Source organism: Nocardia sp. XZ_19_231 (assembly GCF_015355705.1).
GTDB classification, from domain to species: Bacteria; Actinomycetota; Actinomycetes; order Mycobacteriales; family Mycobacteriaceae; genus Nocardia; species Nocardia salmonicida.
Map to the genome: position 1 here is coordinate 191,851 of NZ_JACUZI010000007.1, position 17,938 is coordinate 209,788.

General features: G+C 68.0%; 15 protein-coding genes. 5 read left to right on the plus strand and 10 right to left on the minus strand.

Features of this window, described 5'->3' with window-relative positions:
• Positions 1–3: 3 nt before the first annotated feature.
• A complete protein-coding gene (locus IBJ82_RS27875; protein WP_194828939.1) occupies positions 4–825 on the minus strand; it encodes an ABC transporter ATP-binding protein in 822 nt (273 codons plus the stop codon).
• Positions 826–1,035: 210 nt separating this feature from the next.
• On the opposite strand from IBJ82_RS27875, the gene IBJ82_RS27880 reads away from it, so the two are divergent.
• Positions 1,036–1,737 carry a TetR/AcrR family transcriptional regulator gene (locus IBJ82_RS27880; RefSeq protein WP_194828940.1) on the plus strand — a complete coding sequence of 234 codons (702 nt, stop codon included), beginning with the start codon at positions 1,036–1,038 and terminating at the stop codon, positions 1,735–1,737.
• Positions 1,738–1,763: 26 nt separating this feature from the next.
• Here the strand turns inward: IBJ82_RS27880 and IBJ82_RS27885 are convergent, their stop codons facing one another.
• The 8 genes from IBJ82_RS27885 to IBJ82_RS27920 all read right to left on the minus strand — a co-directional run bounded on the left by IBJ82_RS27885 (position 1,764) and on the right by IBJ82_RS27920 (position 13,894).
• Positions 1,764–2,765 carry an NADP-dependent oxidoreductase gene (locus IBJ82_RS27885; RefSeq protein ID WP_194828941.1) on the minus strand — a complete coding sequence of 334 codons (1,002 nt, stop codon included), beginning with the start codon at positions 2,763–2,765 and terminating at the stop codon, positions 1,764–1,766.
• 175 nt (positions 2,766–2,940) lie between these two features.
• Positions 2,941–4,539: a serine/threonine-protein kinase gene (locus IBJ82_RS27890; RefSeq protein WP_194828942.1), complete on the minus strand. Its 1,599-nt coding sequence runs from the start codon at positions 4,537–4,539 to the stop codon at positions 2,941–2,943.
• Positions 4,540–4,627: 88 nt separating this feature from the next.
• Complete coding sequence (locus tag IBJ82_RS27895) at positions 4,628–6,370, minus strand: penicillin-binding transpeptidase domain-containing protein (protein ID WP_370585513.1); 1,743 nt, start codon at positions 6,368–6,370, stop codon at positions 4,628–4,630.
• 67 nt (positions 6,371–6,437) lie between these two features.
• Positions 6,438–8,486 (minus strand): acyltransferase family protein, encoded by a 2,049-nt coding sequence (locus tag IBJ82_RS27900; RefSeq protein ID WP_370585519.1) that lies wholly within the window; start codon positions 8,484–8,486, stop codon positions 6,438–6,440.
• Between the two features lie 120 nt (positions 8,487–8,606).
• The gene (locus IBJ82_RS27905; protein WP_194828944.1) at positions 8,607–9,467 is read right to left on the minus strand and encodes an arylamine N-acetyltransferase; all 861 of its coding nucleotides are present in this window, start codon (positions 9,465–9,467) and stop codon (positions 8,607–8,609) included.
• 66 nt (positions 9,468–9,533) lie between these two features.
• The gene (locus IBJ82_RS27910; protein ID WP_370585514.1) at positions 9,534–10,589 is read right to left on the minus strand and encodes an alpha/beta hydrolase family protein; all 1,056 of its coding nucleotides are present in this window, start codon (positions 10,587–10,589) and stop codon (positions 9,534–9,536) included.
• 90 nt (positions 10,590–10,679) lie between these two features.
• Complete coding sequence (locus IBJ82_RS27915; RefSeq protein WP_194828945.1) at positions 10,680–11,660, minus strand: TAXI family TRAP transporter solute-binding subunit; 981 nt, start codon at positions 11,658–11,660, stop codon at positions 10,680–10,682.
• Between the two features lie 47 nt (positions 11,661–11,707).
• Positions 11,708–13,894, minus strand: a complete 2,187-nt coding sequence (locus IBJ82_RS27920) for a TRAP transporter fused permease subunit (protein ID WP_194828946.1) — start codon at positions 13,892–13,894, stop codon at positions 11,708–11,710.
• Between the two features lie 310 nt (positions 13,895–14,204).
• Between IBJ82_RS27920 and IBJ82_RS27925 the strand changes: the two genes are divergently transcribed.
• Complete coding sequence (locus tag IBJ82_RS27925; protein WP_194828947.1) at positions 14,205–15,383, plus strand: winged helix DNA-binding domain-containing protein; 1,179 nt, start codon at positions 14,205–14,207, stop codon at positions 15,381–15,383.
• Between the two features lie 49 nt (positions 15,384–15,432).
• Here the strand turns inward: IBJ82_RS27925 and IBJ82_RS27930 are convergent, their stop codons facing one another.
• On the minus strand, positions 15,433–15,792 hold the full coding sequence (locus tag IBJ82_RS27930) for an Rv2640c family ArsR-like transcriptional regulator (protein ID WP_056824741.1): 360 nt from the start codon (positions 15,790–15,792) through the stop codon (positions 15,433–15,435).
• Between the two features lie 99 nt (positions 15,793–15,891).
• On the opposite strand from IBJ82_RS27930, the gene IBJ82_RS27935 reads away from it, so the two are divergent.
• The 3 genes from IBJ82_RS27935 to arsB all read left to right on the plus strand — a co-directional run bounded on the left by IBJ82_RS27935 (position 15,892) and on the right by arsB (position 17,937).
• Entirely contained in the window at positions 15,892–16,410 is a 519-nt protein-coding gene (locus tag IBJ82_RS27935; RefSeq protein WP_194828948.1) for an ArsI/CadI family heavy metal resistance metalloenzyme, read from the plus strand.
• A 73-nt stretch (positions 16,411–16,483) separates the two neighbouring features.
• Positions 16,484–16,855 carry a helix-turn-helix transcriptional regulator gene (locus tag IBJ82_RS27940; protein ID WP_194828949.1) on the plus strand — a complete coding sequence of 124 codons (372 nt, stop codon included), beginning with the start codon at positions 16,484–16,486 and terminating at the stop codon, positions 16,853–16,855.
• Entirely contained in the window at positions 16,852–17,937 is a 1,086-nt protein-coding gene (gene arsB / locus IBJ82_RS27945) for an ACR3 family arsenite efflux transporter (RefSeq protein ID WP_194828950.1), read from the plus strand. Before IBJ82_RS27940 ends, arsB begins: the two co-directional genes overlap by 4 nt.
• The last annotated feature ends 1 nt before the right edge of the window (position 17,938 follow it).

Here is a 17,938-nt window from a genome sequence, read left to right on the forward strand (position 1 = left end):
CACTCACCCTTCCCGAGTGTCGGCCGAGGTCGAACGGTGAACTTCCTCACCGAGATACGCGGTGATCACCGCTGGATCCTCCCGCACCTGCGCGGGCGTTCCGCAGGCGATGAGCTTGCCGAAGTTCAGCACCGCGATGCGGTCGCAGACGCTCATCACGAGGTCCATGTGGTGTTCGACGAGCATGACCGACATCCGTTGCGCAAGCTGACCGATGAGTTCACCGAGCTCGTCCATCTCCGCGTTGGACAGCCCGCTGGCCGGTTCGTCGAGCAGCAGCAGCCGTGGTTCACCGGCCAGCGCCCGCGCCAGCGCGACGCGTTTGCGGACGGGATAGGGCAGGCTGCTCGGAAATCGTTGGGCCACATCGGCGATGCCGAGTTCGGCCAACACACCCATGGCACGCTCACGCAGCGCGCGCTCGTCTCGCGAGCCGGATGCGAACAGCCCCGCGAGGAAGCCGGCACCGGCGTGCCGGTCCGCGCCGATCACGACATTGTCGAGGACGGTCATGTGATCGAACAGTCCGAGCCCCTGCAGAGTTCGGGCGATGCCGAGCCCGGCCAGTTGATGTGGCCGCAGCCCGGTCAGTTCGGCGCCCTGCCACCACAGCGCCCCGTGGTCGGGGCGGACGAACCCGCACGCGACATTGAACAGGGTCGTCTTGCCTGCGCCGTTCGGGCCGATCACGCCGAGCACCTGCCCCGGCGCGATGTCCAGCGAAACATCCGACAGCGCCACCAGCCCGCCGAACGAGATCGAGATCCCACTCATGGCGAGCACGGCCGACGGCGGGTCAGATATCTCCGATACCGCAAGACTCATAGCACTTCCCTCTTACTACTTCGCACCAGACCGACTCAGGCTCAACCTTTTCGAACCCTCGACCAGCCAACTAAGCGCTCAGTCAGATGTGACTCATTGCATAGTTGCTAGCTAAGGTAGGAATGTCAAGGGATGAACTCGGACAGCGGTGGTTTGCCGCACTGTCCCCATCGCGGCCGCACGGGCGGGCGAGCACAGATCGGAGCGGTCATGACCAGGCGGCAACCCGGCGAATTCCACGACTGGCAGTTCGACGATCCACGGCTGCAAGACTTCTCACCCGAACTGTGGGCAGACGCCTACAGCGAGGTCGCCCGGAATCTGCTCAGCTCCGCTACCCGCTGCTTCGCCGCGAAGGGCTTCCAGGGCACCACCACGCGCGACATCAGCGCGGGCGCGGGCCTCAGCCCGGCCGCGTTGTATGTGCACTTCCCGACCAAGGAGCACATGCTGTTCGAGATCACCCGCGTCGCGCATGACAAAGCCCATGAAGCCCTGCTGATTCCGGACCCGGGCGACCCCGTCGAGCACCTGCGCAGCGTGGTGGCCGAACACGTCACCTGCAACGCGCGCCACCACGTGGCCGCACGCGTCGCCCAATACGAGATGGCGAACCTCACCGCCGATCATCTCGCGGAGATTCGCGCCATTCGCCGCCGCACCACCACCCTGTATCGAAACCTGGTCTCGCACGGCATCGACCGTGGCGCCTTCATCCCCATCGATGTCACCCGGGTGGTGCGCGGCATCATCGCCCTCGCCATCGACCCGGTGCGGTGGTATCGACTCAGCGGCCCCGATACCCCCGAGGAACTCGGCACGTTCAACGCTGGACTGGCCGTGGCCCTGGTAACCGGAGGCAACCAGCCGGACCAGGGGTCCGGCCGACGAACCAATGTGTCCACCAGCTGAAGCCGAGTCCGCCTACCGCTGCGATCTCAGAGCGCGAGTACCAGCTTTCCGGTATTGCCGCCGGTGAACAGCAGATTCAAGGTTTCGCCGAATCGTGCGACGCCACCGTCGACGACGTGTTCGCGACTCTTCAACGTCCCCTCGGCCAGCCATTGACCGATCTGCCCGATCGCCTCGCCGTAGCGATCGGCATAGTCGAAGACCACGAATCCGGTCATGGTCGCGCGGAAGACCAGCAGCGACATGTAGCGCGACGGCCCCGGCTGTAGCTTCTCGTCGTTGTACGCCGAGATCGCCCCGCACAGCACCACGCGGGCCCCGCGACGGAGATTGGCGAGCGCGGCATCGAGGATCTCGCCGCCCACGTTGTCGAAGTAGATGTCGATTCCCTTCGGCGCCAGCTCACGCATCCGCCGCAGGACGTCATCATTGCGATAGTCGATGGCGGCGTCGAAACCGAGTTCCTCGGTGAGCAATCGGCACTTCTGGGGCCCGCCCGCGATCCCGATGACGTGCGCGCCCTTGGCCTTTGCGATCTGGCCGACCACGCTGCCGACGGCGCCGGCCGCGGCCGACACCACCACGGTCTCGCCGGGTTGTAGCTTCCCCACCTCGAGCAGTCCGAAATACGCTGTCATACCGGGCATTCCGAGCGCGCCGAGCCACGTGGGTCCGGGTGCGACGCTCAGCTCGACCTGCTCGACGCCCTTGCCGTCGCTGATCGCGTACTCGGTAACGCCGAAGATCCCGCTCACGGTGTCGCCGACAGCGAAGTCCGGGTGCGTCGATTCGACCACCGTCGCGATATCCAGTGAGCGCATCACCTCACCGAGCCCGACAGGCGGCACGTAGGAGCGCACGTCGTTGAGCCAGCCACGCATCGCCGGGTCCAGCGAGATGAAGTCGACCTTCACCAGAATCTGTCCGGTGGACAGCGCTGGTAGCTCCTCGGTCGTCAGGTTCCAGGTCTCGGCGTCGGGAAGTCCTGACGGCCGCTGGGCGAGCCGTACCTGCTGGGTTTTCGTCACGGAGACCTCTCGTTTCCTTAGCTGCGACGCGGCGATCAATATTGAAGTTGATACCGGATTCAGATAAGGTCGCGGTCACGAAGTGGCCCAGATCACACTACGAGCTCGATGGTTCCGGCGCCCGGCCGAGCACCACCTGATCGGCGCGCGAGGCGGCGTTCAGGCGGTGCGTCGCCTAGTGTCGAGTGTCGCCGTCGATGCGCAGACTGCCGCCCGAGTTCACTACCCGCATCGTCATCGCCTTGGTCGATCCGTTGATGGTGATGCTGGCCAGGCGCATATTCGTGGAGCCGTCGGCATTGTTGCCGCTGACCGCGGTGATGCTGGCGAAGTTCTCGACGGTGCGGTCGTTCCAGTATTCGCGGAACGCGGACTCACTGCCGTACACGTCCTGCGCGGCGGGGGTGAGCAGCGACCACGAACCGCCCGGGTTGCTGAAGAAGTTCTCGACCAGCAGACCGGCCGAGCCGATGTCGACCGTGCCGACATTGGCGGCCTGCCCCAGCGGAGGAACCGCCGCGCTCGGCTTGGGAGCCGCCGAGGCCTGCACCGAGGTCGGCGGACTCGCCTGCACCCCCGGTGAATCGGAATCGGAGCTGCTCAGCGCGCTGACGGCGACGGCGATCGCCGCGATGAGCGCGCCGACACCGGATCCGATCAGCACCGCACGCCCCTTGCCTGCCTGCTTGCGCGGGGCGGGCATGGGATGGGCCTGGGTCTGCGGGTGCGCCGCGGTGTCCTGCCGGACCTGTGGACGCGGGTTCGAGCGGATCTGGCGGGTCGTGGCCGTGGACGCGCCCGCATGGGAGGCCCGGCGACCGGACTGCCGGATCACCTGGGTGGTCGCCGCGGAGTTACGACGATTGAAAGCCTCACTGGCAGGCACGAATCCAGCGGGGACCGCGTCGTCCTCAGCGAAGGAGGCCAGCGCGTCGCGGGCTTCGGTCATCGTCGGACGGTCGAGAGGGTCCGGGCTGAGCAGGTCGAGCAGGAAGTCGGTGGCGGGGCCCGCGTTGTGGGGCTCGCGCACCTGACCGTTGGCGGCGGCGTAGAGCACCGCGAGGGGGTTGGAGTTGGCGCCGTAGGGCGGTTCGCCTTCCAGCGCGTGGAAAAGCGTTGCGCCGAGGGCGAATACGTCGGCGGCGGGCGTGGGATCGGAGCCGCGCGCCACCTCGGGTGCCAGATAAGCGGCAGTTCCGCAGATCAGCCCGGTCTCGGTGAGCGTCACGTCGCCGGCCGCTCGGGAGATGCCGAAGTCGGTGATCTTCACCTCACCGTGGTCGCCGAGCAGGATATTGCCCGGTTTCACGTCGCGGTGCACCAAACCGGCCTGGTGGGCGGCGATCAGCGAGGAAGCGACCATCTCACCGATGCGGGCGACCTCGAGCAGTGGCAGCGGGCCCTTCTGACCCAGCTCCCCTGCGAGGCTGACCGACTTGAGGTACTCCATCACCAGGCACGGATCACCGTTGTGCTCGGTGATGTCGAATACCACGATGGCATTGGGATGCTGGAAACGCGCCGCGTTGCGGGCTTCCCGAATCGCGCGCTGGCGCAACACATCCCGCTCGCCCTCGGGCAAGCTGGGTTTGATGTGGATCTGCTTCACTGCCACGGAGCGTTGGAGGCGTTCGTCGACAGCACGCCATACAACGCCTGTGCCGCCGCTACCAATACGCTCGACCAGGCGGTAATGCTCCGCGATCTTCTGACCGGTATCGATGGCGCCTACTCCGAACCTTCTCGAAATTGTGACATCCCGCGTATTGACCATGGGTATGGTCCGCCGCCGAGTGTAGCTGGCGCAGTGATGACCGCGTGCGGCAGCGGGGGGATTGCTCGCCTGCGGGGGGAAAGACGACTCATGGTGTCACACGTAGCATCCGTCCCGCTGCCTCGACCGCCGGTCCGGAGCTTCCGGCGTCCGCGACGAACACCGCGAACGCCAGATCACCGTCGATGCCGACGAACCAGCCGTGGGCGTGGGTGTCGTCGAGATACTCCGCCGTGCCGGTCTTGCCGAGCAGACCGGGGATGTCGCGCAGTGCGGTGGCTGTGCCCGCACTCACCGTCTCCCCCATCATGGTCTCTAGCTGCGACGTCACCGTCGCGGGCACCGGCGTCGAAGTCCGATCCGGGGTGCCGGGACGGCCGCGGATGAGGCTCGGCGCGGGCGCGGAACCGTGCGCGAGGGAGGCCGCGACGAGCGCCATCCCGAACGGCGAGGCGGTCACCGTGCCCTGTCCGATGCTCGATTCGACCCGTTGCGCCGGATTTTCGGCGGATGGAACTTTCCCTGTGACAGTCGTCAAGCCGGGTGTCACATAATCCACCCCGAGGCCCAACTGTTGGGCGGCCGCGGTCAATCCGTCGGCGGGCAATTTCACTCCCAACTCGGCCATCGTGGTGTTGCACGAACGTGCGAACGCGGTGTGCAGGGGCACCATACCCAGGTCGAAGCCGTTGTCGTTGGGAATCGTGCGGCCCTCGATCGTCGCGCGGCCCGGGCAGGGCAGCACGGTGTCGGGGGTGACGCCGCCCGCTTGCAGTGCCGCCGAGACCGTGACGGTCTTGAACGTGGAGCCCGGCGGGTAAAGCCCGGTCAGCGCGATCGGGCCCTCGGCGTCGGCGGGTGCGTTCTGCGCGACGGCCAGCACCTCGCCGGTCGAGGGTCGCAGCGCGACGATGGCGGACGGGGTGGCGATCGGGGTCAGTGCGTCCTCGGCCGCGTGCTGGAGGTCGATGTCGATGGTGCTGGCGATGTCGGGGGTCGGCTTCGCGTCGGGTCCGGCGATGCGCTGGGTGCCCTCGGCGGTCTGCGCGCGGATCGCCCAGCCCGCGGCCGTGTCGGCTTGGTCCTGCCAAACCTCGGCGAGTCCCCCGATGGTGGGCCCGGACAGCGTCTTGTCGACGGTGAGCAGCCGGGTCTGTGGCGCGAGTGTCACCCCACGCACTCCGGTCAGCGCCTGCTGCACGGGCGCGATGTCGGCATCGCGCAGGGCGACGGCGGTGATCGGTTTGCCCTGTGCCGCAGCCAGATCCGTCCGTAAGGTGGCCTCGCTGACGCCCTGCGGGGCGAGCAGCGCGGCGACGGCGGGCAGGTCGGCATCGGGTGCGACGGTCACCAGCGTGACCACCTGCTGGGTCATCAGGTCACCACCGGAGGCGTCGAGCACTCTGGCCGGTTTCGCGGCGACCGGGCTGTAGCTGAGCGCGCCGAGGTCGAGGCCGGGCGCGACCGTGGTCGGCTGCCAGGCGATCTTCCACCCGTCGGCGCCGGTGGTGGTTCCGGCACTCGAGTAGGTCCACGCGTTACGGCCGTCGGGGCCGAATTTCCAGGTGGATTCCAGCGTGAACGACGTGTCGTCGGTGGACGTCACCCGGACCGTGTCGTTCTTGCCGAGGTTGTCGAACAGCGCCGTCAGGACCGGGCGGGCCGCCTCGGGAGCGTCGGTGAGTTCGGCAGCGGCGGCGGCGTCTCCGCTGGTCAGCGCGGCGGCGAAGGACTCGGCGACGGTCTGTGGTTGGTCGGGTCCGGACGAGCAGGCCAGGGGCAGCGCAGCGAGCGCGACGAGTAGGACCGATGCCTTCCGTGGAGTGCGCACGGGTCCGAGACTAGCTCGATCCGTGGTGCCGGTGGGGTTGTCGTTTCTGCTGTGACGAGCCGATCCGCTACCACCACCCGGTGATCGCCCCGATCTGGCGGCCGAGTTCGGGAGCGAGCGAGCGGGCATAACTGGCGGTCAGGTGGTGCTCGTCGCGATAGATGAGCACATTGCCCTCGACCACTCGGCAGCGCTGCGGTCGGCAGACGGCGTCGGACAGGTCGAGCGGATGGACATTCGGGTAGCCGGCCGCCGGTTCCTGGGCGGGATCGTGTGGGTCGAGGACCTCGCCGCGATCGAGCCCGCAGCTGTCGGGGTCGCCGCGGTAGGCCAGGCAATCGGTGGCGCGGTAGAGGACGCCGTCGCGGCGCAGCCGTGGGGTGTCACGCAGCGCGAGCACGTTGAAGCCCCGGTCCTGCATCGCCGTCCACACCTCGAGGTATTCGGCGGGCACCTCATCGCCCACGCCGTTCATGCGGTAGCGGGTGGACAGGGTCAGTACCCAGTCCGGTGGTTCGGCCGACAGCCGGTCGAGCACCTCCACCGACCATTCGTGGCACTCGGGGAACGGCCACTCGGCATAGGACGGCTGATCGGCGAGGACGACCGGGCACCCTTCCTTGAGATAGGAGACCACCCGGAACCCGTGTTCGACGGCGAGCGGTTCCAGCGCGGGCAGCCAGTGCTCGGAGTGCGAGCCGCCGACCAGCGCGATCGAGCGGGTGGCGGTGGGGTCGCCGTAGGTACAGACGCGGACTTCGCGGTTGGGCGTGATGCAGCCGTCGCTGGTCGGCGACGGAGTGTCGGCCTGGCCTTCGAAGACCGTGGGGCGCATGGGTTCCGGCGAGTACTCGGCGCCGGTGAACAGGGCGGCGGCGCCCGGATACCGGTGGATGTCCAGTGCCTGCGGCGGCACCGCCGGGTTGGCCACCAGCACCACCTGCCATCCCACCGAGGCGATCAGGACCGCCACCGCCGTGGCGGTGACCAGGGTGCCGGCTGCCTTGCGGGTTTCCGTCCGCTCGCCCCGCGGCGGCATGCGCAGCGGCGTCTCGATCAGCCGAGTGGTCGCGTAGGCCAGCACCAGCGAGGCGCCGATCACCACCAGCCCGTCGACGACCCCGGCATTCGCGCGCCCGGTCTCGCCCAGGTAGAAGATCAGGATCGGCCAGTGCCACAGGTACAGCGGGTAGGCCAGCGCACCGAGTTCGGTACAGAACCGGCCGGCCAGCAGCCGGTTCGGCCACGCCCGCGTTGCCGCCGCGAACCCCGAGGCGATCACCAGGCAGGCAGCCGCCACCGGCCACAGCGCCGCGACACCGGGGAACTGATTCGCGCCGTCGAACAGCGGTCCGCACGACAGCACCATCGCCAGCCCGAGCGCGGCCGCGAGCCCACGCAGCCGATTCGGCAACCGCAACCAGGGTGCCGCGACGGCCAGCATCGCACCGGCAAGCAGCTCCCAGCCGCGCGCGACGCTGTCGTAATACGTCCACGCTTGGTGCTGCCCGGTCCCCGAAACGGCGTACCAGAACGACAGCGACGCCAGCCCGCCCAGCACGATCACCAGGGTGAGCCGCCCGGCCGAACCGCGCCTGCGCAACCAGGCCCACCCCGCCAGCAGCGCGAGGATCACCAGGTAGAACTGCCCCTGCACCGACATCGACCACAGGTGCTGCAGCGGGCTCACCGAGGGATCGGGTGAGAGGTAGTCGAGCTCGGCGGTGGCCAGATACCAGTTCTGGCCATAGAACATCGAGGCCAACGTCTGCGCGGCGGCCTCGCCCAGCTGGGTATACGGCCGCAACACCACCGTAGCGAGCAGAATCGCCCCTAACACCACGACCAACGACGGCATCAGCCTGCGCACGGTCCGTCGCGCCGTCTCCATGGCCGATACCCCACCGCTGCGCTCCACCCCGCGCACCACGGCGCCGGTGAAGAAGAACCCCGACAGCACGAGGAAAACGTCGACTCCGCCGGATACGCGGCCCGCCCACACGTGGAACGCCACCACGAGCGCGATCGCTACACCGCGCAGCCCGTCCAGATCCTGACGCCGTTCGACGGTGCCGCGGACCGCCGCACCCGGCACGAGCGGTGATGCGGTCCGGATATTCGGCACCAACGACCCCACAGAATCGGCCCCCACAACAGATTTGTTTCCCGGCAAGTAACCATCAATTTGCCGTAGGGACACCCAGGAAGCAAACCGCCGTGCCGCGCGGAGCGGGTGCTATCGGGTTCGCCAGGGCGTGGTCGCCAGGGCGGCCGCGTCGGCTTCGTCGAGGTCGATGTCGAACACTTCGGCCAGCACCTTGGTCAGCTCGCTGGGATCGAGGTCACGCGAAGTGGCGGTGCCGTCGGGATATTCCGAGCTCAGCGTCAGGTCGTCGAGCACATGGTGGACCTCGGGCAGGAATCGCTGAAGGAAGGGGCGGGTGGTGAACGGCGAGCGTGGCGAGGTCGACACGAAGTGGTTGCCGACCGCGTAGTCGATGCGGAACTGCGGGTTCTCGGTGAAGGTATAGCGGTCCATCCAGCCGTCGCGGCTGAACTGGTACAGCACCCACAGGTCGCCGACCCGGCGCTCCAGCCGATAGCGCCAGTCGCCGAGCGCGAATTCGCCGCTGCTGTCGACCAATTCGAACGGTTCCAGCGGTCCGAAACCGAAACCGACATCGCAGATCCAGACGCGATCGTCGTCCGGAGTGCTCACGCGCAGCAGGGCATGGGTCGCCGGCCGCAGCACGCCGGTATCGGCCACACCGTAGGTGACCCGCCCGCTGAGTCCGCTGACACCGAAACCGAACCGCTCGAGCGCGGCGGCGAACACCCCGACGTTCTCGTAGCAGTAACCACCGCGACGCTGCCGGATCAGCTTGTTCTGGAGAGAGTCGAGGTCGAGCGGGATGCCCCGGCCGAGGATGATCTCGAGATTCTCGAAGGGGATCGAGGTCGTGTGGGCACGCACGAGTGCGCGCAGGGTGTCGACCGAAGCGGTGCGTGGCCCGGCATAGCCGATCCGGGCCAGGTAGGCGTCCAGCTCGAGCTCGGCGCCCTGCCAGCCGTGATCGTCGGGCACTGGGTCGGTCATCGCATCCTCGTTCCGGTCGGTGTCTTTCGCACAACCGCGGTTCGGCGAACGTTGTTCCCCGTCGCCTCAGGCCGCGCACTTCGCGCCCGCGGGCGCCGGGGGCGCGGTGACCAGGTCGTGCCCGACATCGACGACATAGTCACTGACCTGCGGCGCGAGCGGCTCGGTCCCCGCCAACAGCCGCAACACCACACACCCGCCCTCGAACAGCGCGGGCCCGACGGCGTGGTCACCGGGGACGATCGCGCCGGTGAGATCGCGCCCGCTGACCACGGTGTAGAAGGAGAACGGTTTGCCCGCCGCGGTCAGCGCCGCGCGCAATTCCACACTGGTGGCGAAGGGCACGACGGCATCGGCGGTGCCGTGGATCAGGAAGGCTCTGCGCATGCTCATCCGGTCGGCGAGCAGCGCGGGCGAGCGCTCGATGTAGGCGAGCGGGCAGATCATCGGCGTGCAGCCGCCCGCGTCACGTTCGATCTGTCGCGGCAGTGCCGGGTTCACCGACCCGCTGGCCGCCCACATGGTGAAATCGTCGGAGGGACCGTAGTTGTCGACCCAGTAGTCGAACAGTCCGGGTGGACCGTGCGCCACCGCGAGCCCGCTGGTGATGCCGCCCTGGCTCCATCCCCACAGGACGGTGGACGCGATATCGGGATGCTCGCCGCGATACCACTGCGTCGCCGCCACCAGGTCGTGCCAGCCCGCCCACAGATTCCAGTCACCGGTGCGCCACGGTCCGTCGGCGCTGCGCAGATCCATGAGCAGAATCGGCGACCCGCCCGTCCGGGCGAGCGCGGACATATACGGCGCGAAATCGGCCGAGGACCCGCCGTGACCGTGGACCGCGACCACCAACTTCGTGACCGAGATATCACCGGGAACACAGCGATACGGCTCGTACACGCGCCCGGTCGCACGCTCGCCGTCGACCGTGATCGCGACCTGTCGCAGATCGACGCCCGCCGTGCACGGCGGTTGCGCGCGCAGGGCGGGTCCGACCGCGGCCGCCATCGCGAACAGCAACGCGCACACCGCCACGACGACCCCGACCCGCTTCATGCCGCGATTGTCCGCCACCGGCAGGCGGGGGTCCAGCACATCGTCGCGCGTTCCCACGCTCACATGACACGGTCCTCGCGACCTCTACCAGTCGGAGGGGTCGCGAGGACCGCCGGAACCCCACGTGTCGGCGCGGGTCCGTTCGCGGTGACCTCAGCGCAGCGCGACCTCCGACCCGCGATGCAACTGCACCGGCGCCGTCTTGCTCGCGGTGTCGGCGTTGATCCCCTTGGCGGCCGGATTCGCCTGTTCCAGTTGGGGTTTGCGATCCAGCAACGTCGTCGTGAGCACGCAGGCCAGGTTCGCGTCGAGGTCGTCGCGCACCACCAGCAGATTGGGCACCACGATGGTCGGCGTGTCGGCGGACAGGCCGTAGGTGGCGGCCGGGATCGAGCCCGTCTCGTAGACCGGGTTGATCTCCTTCAGTTTCGGCAGCACCCCGGTGATGTCGAGGAAGCGGACCTTGTCCTTGGCGGTGGTGAACAGGTCGGTGATGCCCGGCGTCGGCAGGCCACCGGACCAGAACATGGCGTCGATGGACCCGTCCTTGAGCCCGTCGACGGTCTTGGTCAGGTCGAGGCGCTGGGCGGAGACGTCGCTGTCCGGGTTGAGCCCCGCGGCTTGCAGCACGCGCTGGGCGATCACCTCGGTGCCCGATTTCGGCGAGCCGGTGGAGACCCGTTTGCCGCGCAGGTCGGCGAGGGAGTTGATGCCCGCGTCGGTGCGCACGATGACCTGGGTGTAGTTGTCGTAGAGCCGGGCCAGTGCGCGAATCGGCTGCTCGCTGGTGAAGCTGCCCTTGCCCGCGACCGCGTCGGCCGCGGAGTCGGCGAGCGAGAAGCCGACCTGATAGGTGCCGCCGACGACCTGCTGGATGTTCTGCACCGAGGCGCCGGTCTCGGCCGCGGTCGCCTTCACGGTGCCACCGGTGGCGGAGGAGACCTGCTCGGCATAGGCGTTGCCCAGCGCGAAGTACACCCCGGTCGCGTTGCCGGTGGCGATGCCGATCCGGGTGTCCTGCTTCACTTCACAGCTCACCTCACCACCCGTGTCGGCCGTCGGGGTGTCCTGGCGCCCACCGCAGCCGGTGAGTAACGCGGCGGCCGCGACCACGGCGACAATTGTTCTGACCATGAGGTCTCCTTTCGTCGACGGCGAGGCCGCCTGCCTGTTCCCGCGGATCACGGTGTGTCCGTGGATGTTCTGTTCGCCCGTTCGACCAGGCCCGCCACCGCGGCGAGGACCAGCAGTCCGAGCCCGATCCCGGTGGCGACCGGATTCGGGTACAGCAGTGTCAGACCGGCCGCGGCGGCGATAGTTCGCGCGATCGGGCCGATCGCCCCGATTCCGAACAACCATCCGCCCGTCGCCGCGGCCAGCGCCGCGACACCCACGCAGGCGGCCGCGCTGACCCATAGCACGTCGAGCACCGCGCCGCGTCCGAGCAGATGCTGTCCGGAGTCGGTGAGCACGAACATCAGCGGCACCAGGAACGCGGGCAGCGCGTACCGCAGGGCGTGCCACATCGTCGGCATGGCCTTCGCGCCGGTCACGGCGGCCGCGCCGACGGCGGCGAGCGCGGTCGGCGGGGTCACCTCCGAGAGCACCGAGAAGTAGAAGACGAACATGGCGGCGGCGGGTGCGGCCACGTGCAGGTCGAGCAGAGCGGGCCCGATGATCACCCAGCCGATGACGAACGACGCCGTCACCGGCACCGCGAGGCCGAGCAGCGACAGCGCGATCGCCGCCAGCACCGCGGTGGTCGCCAGCACCACGGCGGGATCGTCGGACAGTGCCGATCCGGCCTTGACCAGCAGCGCGGCCAGTTGCGCACCGAGTCCGGTCTTGGTGGTCATCGCGGTGATCACGCCGGCGGCGGCACACACCGCGACCACGGGCAGCGCCGAGCGCATGCCATACGACAGCGAGCGCAATGCCTCGATCACGAACTGCCCCACGCTCTTCTGTGACCAGCCGGACCAACCCGCCTTCGGAGCCGAGCCACGGTCAGCGATCGCACTGTCAGCCGATTCCGTAGCCTCCTGTCCGGCGGGTTTTTTCGTGAGATCGGCGCCCGCGGGCGAGGGGCTCGCACTCTCGTCGGAGGTGGTCCGCAGCATCCGATCCGGGATCGCGAGCAGCAGCGCGAGCACTGTCGCGTAGACGACCGCGCGGGTCGCGCTCACGCCGGCCAGCAAGAGCACCACGATCACGAGCAGAGACGAGAAGTGGTACCCGAAGCGCCCCAGCAGTTTCCACCACGGCGTGGGCAGCGGACCGTCGGCCAGATCCGCGGGCGCGCGGCCTTCCGCGTGGATGCGGCGCGCGTCGATCTCGACCGACAGCAGGATGCCGAGGTAGTACAGCAATGTCGGGATCAGCGCCCACCCGAGCACCGTCACATACGACACGTCGAGATACTCAGCGACGATGAACGCCGCGACGCCCAGCGTCGGCGGCGACAGAATCGCACCGACACCCGCCGCGGCCAGCATCCCGCCCGCCTGTTCGGGCCGGTATCCGGCCTTGCGCAGAATCGGCCAGGTCACCGCGCCGGTGCTCACCGCGGTCGCGGTCCCCGACCCCGAGACGGTCCCGAGCAGAAATCCCGACGCCACCGCCGTCCGCCCCGCCGCACTGTGCGAGCGACGGAACAGCGACACCGACAGATCGACGAAGAACCTCGCGGCACCGGAGAATTCGAGCACCGCGCCATACAGCGTGAACAACACGATGTAACTGGCGGCCACGTCCAGCGGTGTGCCGTAGAAGCCGCTGCCGGAGTTGTAGAGCGCGTCGACGATCTGATCGACATCGAGCCCCGCGTGCGCGATCGACCAGTCCTGCGGCAGCAGTCCGCCGTAGTACCCGTACCCGAGGAACACCAGACACACGATCGGCAGGATCACCCCGGTGGTACGCCTGCACGCCTCGAGCACCAGCACCAGCAGCAGCCCGCCCATCACCACATCGAGCGGCGCCAGCATCCCCTGGCGATCGAGGAACGCGTCGTATCCCCCGCCCGCGTCACCGATCCGGATCGGCAGCACCGGATACAGACACACCACCAACGTGATACCAGCCAGCACCCAATCGAGCACCGAGGGCCCATCAGCCCGATCGAGTGGACCCCACCACGACCGGTAGCTCAGATACACCAGCGGCAGCGCGACAGCCAGAAAAATGACCAGGTAGTACTGACTGCCCTGCGCCAACGGCCGAAACACCTGCCACACCGACAACAGCGCGAGCCCGAGCGCGACAACACCGACCAGCCGACCGGGAAATCCGGAGAGCACCCGTGCGGGCCGCTCGTCGTCGTCCACCCCCAGCTCAGCCGCAGTGACTACAGGTGGCGCCGCGTTCATGAGCGGACGATAGCAACGAGATTCCTGCCCGGTGACGAAATCGACAACCGCACAGTCTGTACAAAATGGACACTACGCACGGGTGCCGATCACCGTTGCCCCACAACGCGATCCACCTCCGTACCCGACCTCGTCCGCACCTGACGCCCGAACTAACTCTTCGATCCCTGCCGAACCGGGGTGGATACTGTCGTGGCGGCTGGGATGCGACGAATTGCCGAGCTGACGCGCCCTCGACAGCACAGCCGAGCCGACCCCGCTCGCGCCGCACCTGCGCGTGGTTGTCGGTGTCCCCGCATACCATCCGCTCATGCTCTCGATCGATACCGCGCAGCGTCGCGCCAGATTGGCGACCAGGCATTGCCTCGCGCCGTCGGCCCGCTCGAACGACCCTGTCGACATCGCGCGCTCGATGGTGGTTCTGCACGCCACCGACCCGGCGACGGTGTTCCTTTCGGTCGGCGCCCGTGGCATCGATCTCACCCCGGCCGATGTCGAGAAGGCGCTCTACGACGACCGCGCCCTGATTCGTATGCTCGCCATGCGCCGCACGATGTTCGTCGCGCCGACCGAATTGCTGCCCGTTCTGCAGGCCTCCACCTGCGATGCGCTGGCCCACAAGCAACGCCGCACCTACGGTCGCTACATCGAACAGGCCGGCGTGGTCGACGGCGACATCTCGACGTGGCTCGCCGACGTGGAAGCCGAGACCCACGCGGCATTGCTGACCCGCGGCGCGGCGACCGGCGTCCAACTGAGCAAAGATGTGCCACGCCTGCGCACCCAGATAGACACCGCGCCCGGCAAGTCCTATTCCAAACCGACCAGCATCACCACCTGGGTCCTGGTCGTCCTCGGCGCCGAAGGCCGCATCGTGCGCGGCCGCCCGAACGGCAGCTGGACCAGCAGCCAGTACACCTGGGCCCCCGTGGAAACCTGGCTGCCCGCAGGGTTTTCACCGTTGCCCGCCGCACAGGCCCGCGTCGAACTGGTGCGTCAGTGGTTGCACACCTTCGGCCCGGCCCCCGTCACCGACCTGAAATGGTGGACCGGCTGGACGCTCGGTGAAGTCCGAAAAGCCTTGGCAGAACTCGACACAGTCGAAGTGGACCTCGACGGCACCCCCGGCATAATCCTCGCCGACGACCTCGCCCCCGTTCCCACTCCCGAACCCTGGGCAGCCCTACTCCCCGCCCTCGACCCGACCCCCATGGGCTGGCAATCCCGAGACTGGTTCCTCGGCCAACACACCGCCGCCCTCTTCGACACCAACGGCAACATCGGCCCCACCATCTGGGCCGACGGCCGCATAGTGGGCGGCTGGGCCCAACGCTCCGACGGCGAAGTAGTGACCCGTCTACTCGAAGATGTGGGCACCGACACCGAAAAACTCATCGACGCCGAGATCGCCCGCACCACAACCTGGTTCGGCGAAGTCCGAGCCATCCCCCGCTTCCGCACCCCTTTGCAACGCGAGCTCACCGCCTGAGGACAGATCAACCCACGGCGAAGCTCGCAGGGGGCGGCATCGCGGAAGACTATGTGCAGCAGTTGGGATCGAGCACCGTGCACAGCGCGGACAGTGCGTCGCGGCGGGCGCGGTGGATGGTGTTCATCCCCCGCCGTTCGGACTCCACCAGGCCCGCTTTGCGTAACTGGCCGAGATGGTGAGAGACCGTGGACTCGCTCAGCCCGACCGCGGCGGCGAGGTCGCCGCCGTTCTCCTCGCCGAGTGGGCTGGTCAGCAGCAGTGACAGCAATCTGACCCTGGCCGGGTCGGCGATCGCCTTGAGCCGCAACGCCACCTCCAGCGCGGCGGCGTCGTCGACGGGCCCGGCCGCCACGGGCGCGCAGCAGACGGGGGCGGACATATCGATCATCGGTAGCGCCTTCGGCATGACATCGACCCTACCTGCGGTATTGACATATGTCGAAAAGGTGAGCAGACTCGGCATCACAAGTTCTTCGATATATGTCACACAAGTGGAGGTTCGATCATGTCTCGTATCCAGCTGGCCCTCAATGTCGACGACCTCGACACCGCCGTGCGGTTCTACTCCACCCTGTTCGCTACCGAACCCGCCAAGCGCAAGCCCGGCTACGCCAACTTCGCGATCACCGAGCCCCCGCTCAAGCTCGTACTGATCGAGAACGCGGGCAAGGGCGGGTCCATCAACCACCTCGGGGTCGAGGTCGAATCCTCCGAGCAGGTACACGGCGAGATCGCCCGACTCTCGCAAGCGGGCCTGTTCACCGAGGAGCAGATCGCGACCACCTGTTGCTTCGCCACCCAGGACAAGGTGTGGGTGACCGGGCCGGGCGCCGAACGGTGGGAGGTCTACACGGTGCTGTCCGACAGCGAAACCTTCGGCACCGCACCCGAACTCGGCCACACCGACGCCGAAGCGGTCCAGGCCTGCTGCGGCACCGCCGCCGAAGCCGAGGCCGAGGGCGCCTGCTGCGGCACCGAGGCCAAGGCGAAGGCGGTCGACTCCGGCGCGAGCTGCTGCGCCTGACCGGCCCCCGTTGCGAGCGAGTTCACACGATGTTCGCTTGCCTTCTTGATTAGACATCGATCAATATCGACGTATGTCGAATCAGGATCTGCCGCTGAGTGTGGCCACACCCTCGTGTGAGGCCACACTCAGCACCCGCGCACCGATGACCGGCGAGACCGCCACCGAGCTGGCCGTGCTGTTCAAGGCGCTCGCCGACCCGGTTCGACTGCGGCTACTCTCGGCGATCGCGTCCCGCGCCGGTGGTGAGGCCTGCGTCTGCGACCTGTCGACGGGTATCGACGTGACCCAACCGACCATCTCCCACCACCTGAAGGTGCTGCGCGAAGCCGGTTTGCTGACCAGCGAACGCCGCGCGTCCTGGGTGTACTACCGGGTCATCCCGCACGCGTTGGCGCGGCTGTCGGATGTGCTCGCGACCGAGGCCGGAGCGGTGACCATATGAGCACCACCACCGACCACCCCCCTGTCGTGGGCAGACTGTCCACGCTCGACCGCTTCCTGCCGGTCTGGATCGGGGTCGCGATGGCCGCCGGGCTGCTGCTCGGGCGTGTGATTCCCGGCCTCGGCGACACATTGAGCGCGGTCGAGATCGACGGCATCTCCCTGCCGATCGCGCTCGGCCTACTGATCATGATGTACCCGGTGCTGGCCAAGGTGCGCTACGACCGCCTCGACTCGGTCACCGGCGACCGCAAGCTGCTGATCGGCTCGCTGGTCCTGAACTGGGTACTCGGCCCCGCGCTGATGTTCGCCCTGGCCTGGTTGTTTCTACCCGACCTGCCCGAGTACCGCACCGGCCTGATCATCGTGGGCCTGGCCCGCTGCATCGCGATGGTGATCATCTGGAACGACCTGGCCTGCGGCGATCGCGAAGCCGCCGCCGTACTGGTGGCTCTGAACTCGGTCTTCCAGGTCTTCATGTTCGCCGTGCTCGGCTGGTTCTACCTGTCGGTCCTGCCCGGGTGGCTCGGCCTCGAGCAGACCACGATCGACGTCTCCCCCTGGCAGATCGCGAAATCGGTCCTGATCTTCCTCGGGATCCCGCTGCTCGCCGGTTTCCTCTCCCGCCGCCTCGGCGAACGCGCCAAGGGCCGCGACTGGTACGAGGAGAAATTCCTGCCCCGGATCGGCCCATGGGCGCTCTACGGTCTGCTGTTCACCATCGTGATCCTGTTCGCCTTGCAGGGCGAGCAGATCACCGCCCATCCCTTCGACGTCGTGCGCATCGCCCTCCCCCTGCTGGTGTACTTCGCCGTGATGTGGGGCGGCGGCTACGCCCTCGGGGCCGCCATGGGCCTCGGTTACGCCCGCACCACCACCCTCGCCTTCACCGCCGCGGGCAACAACTTCGAACTCGCCATCGCGGTCGCGATCGCCACCTACGGCGCCACCTCGGGCCAAGCACTCGCCGGAGTCGTCGGCCCCCTGATCGAGGTCCCTGTCCTCGTCGCGCTGGTCTATGTCTCGCTGGCACTGCGTCAACGATTTCCCTCCACCACACCCTCGGCCTCCCCGGCCAACTGAA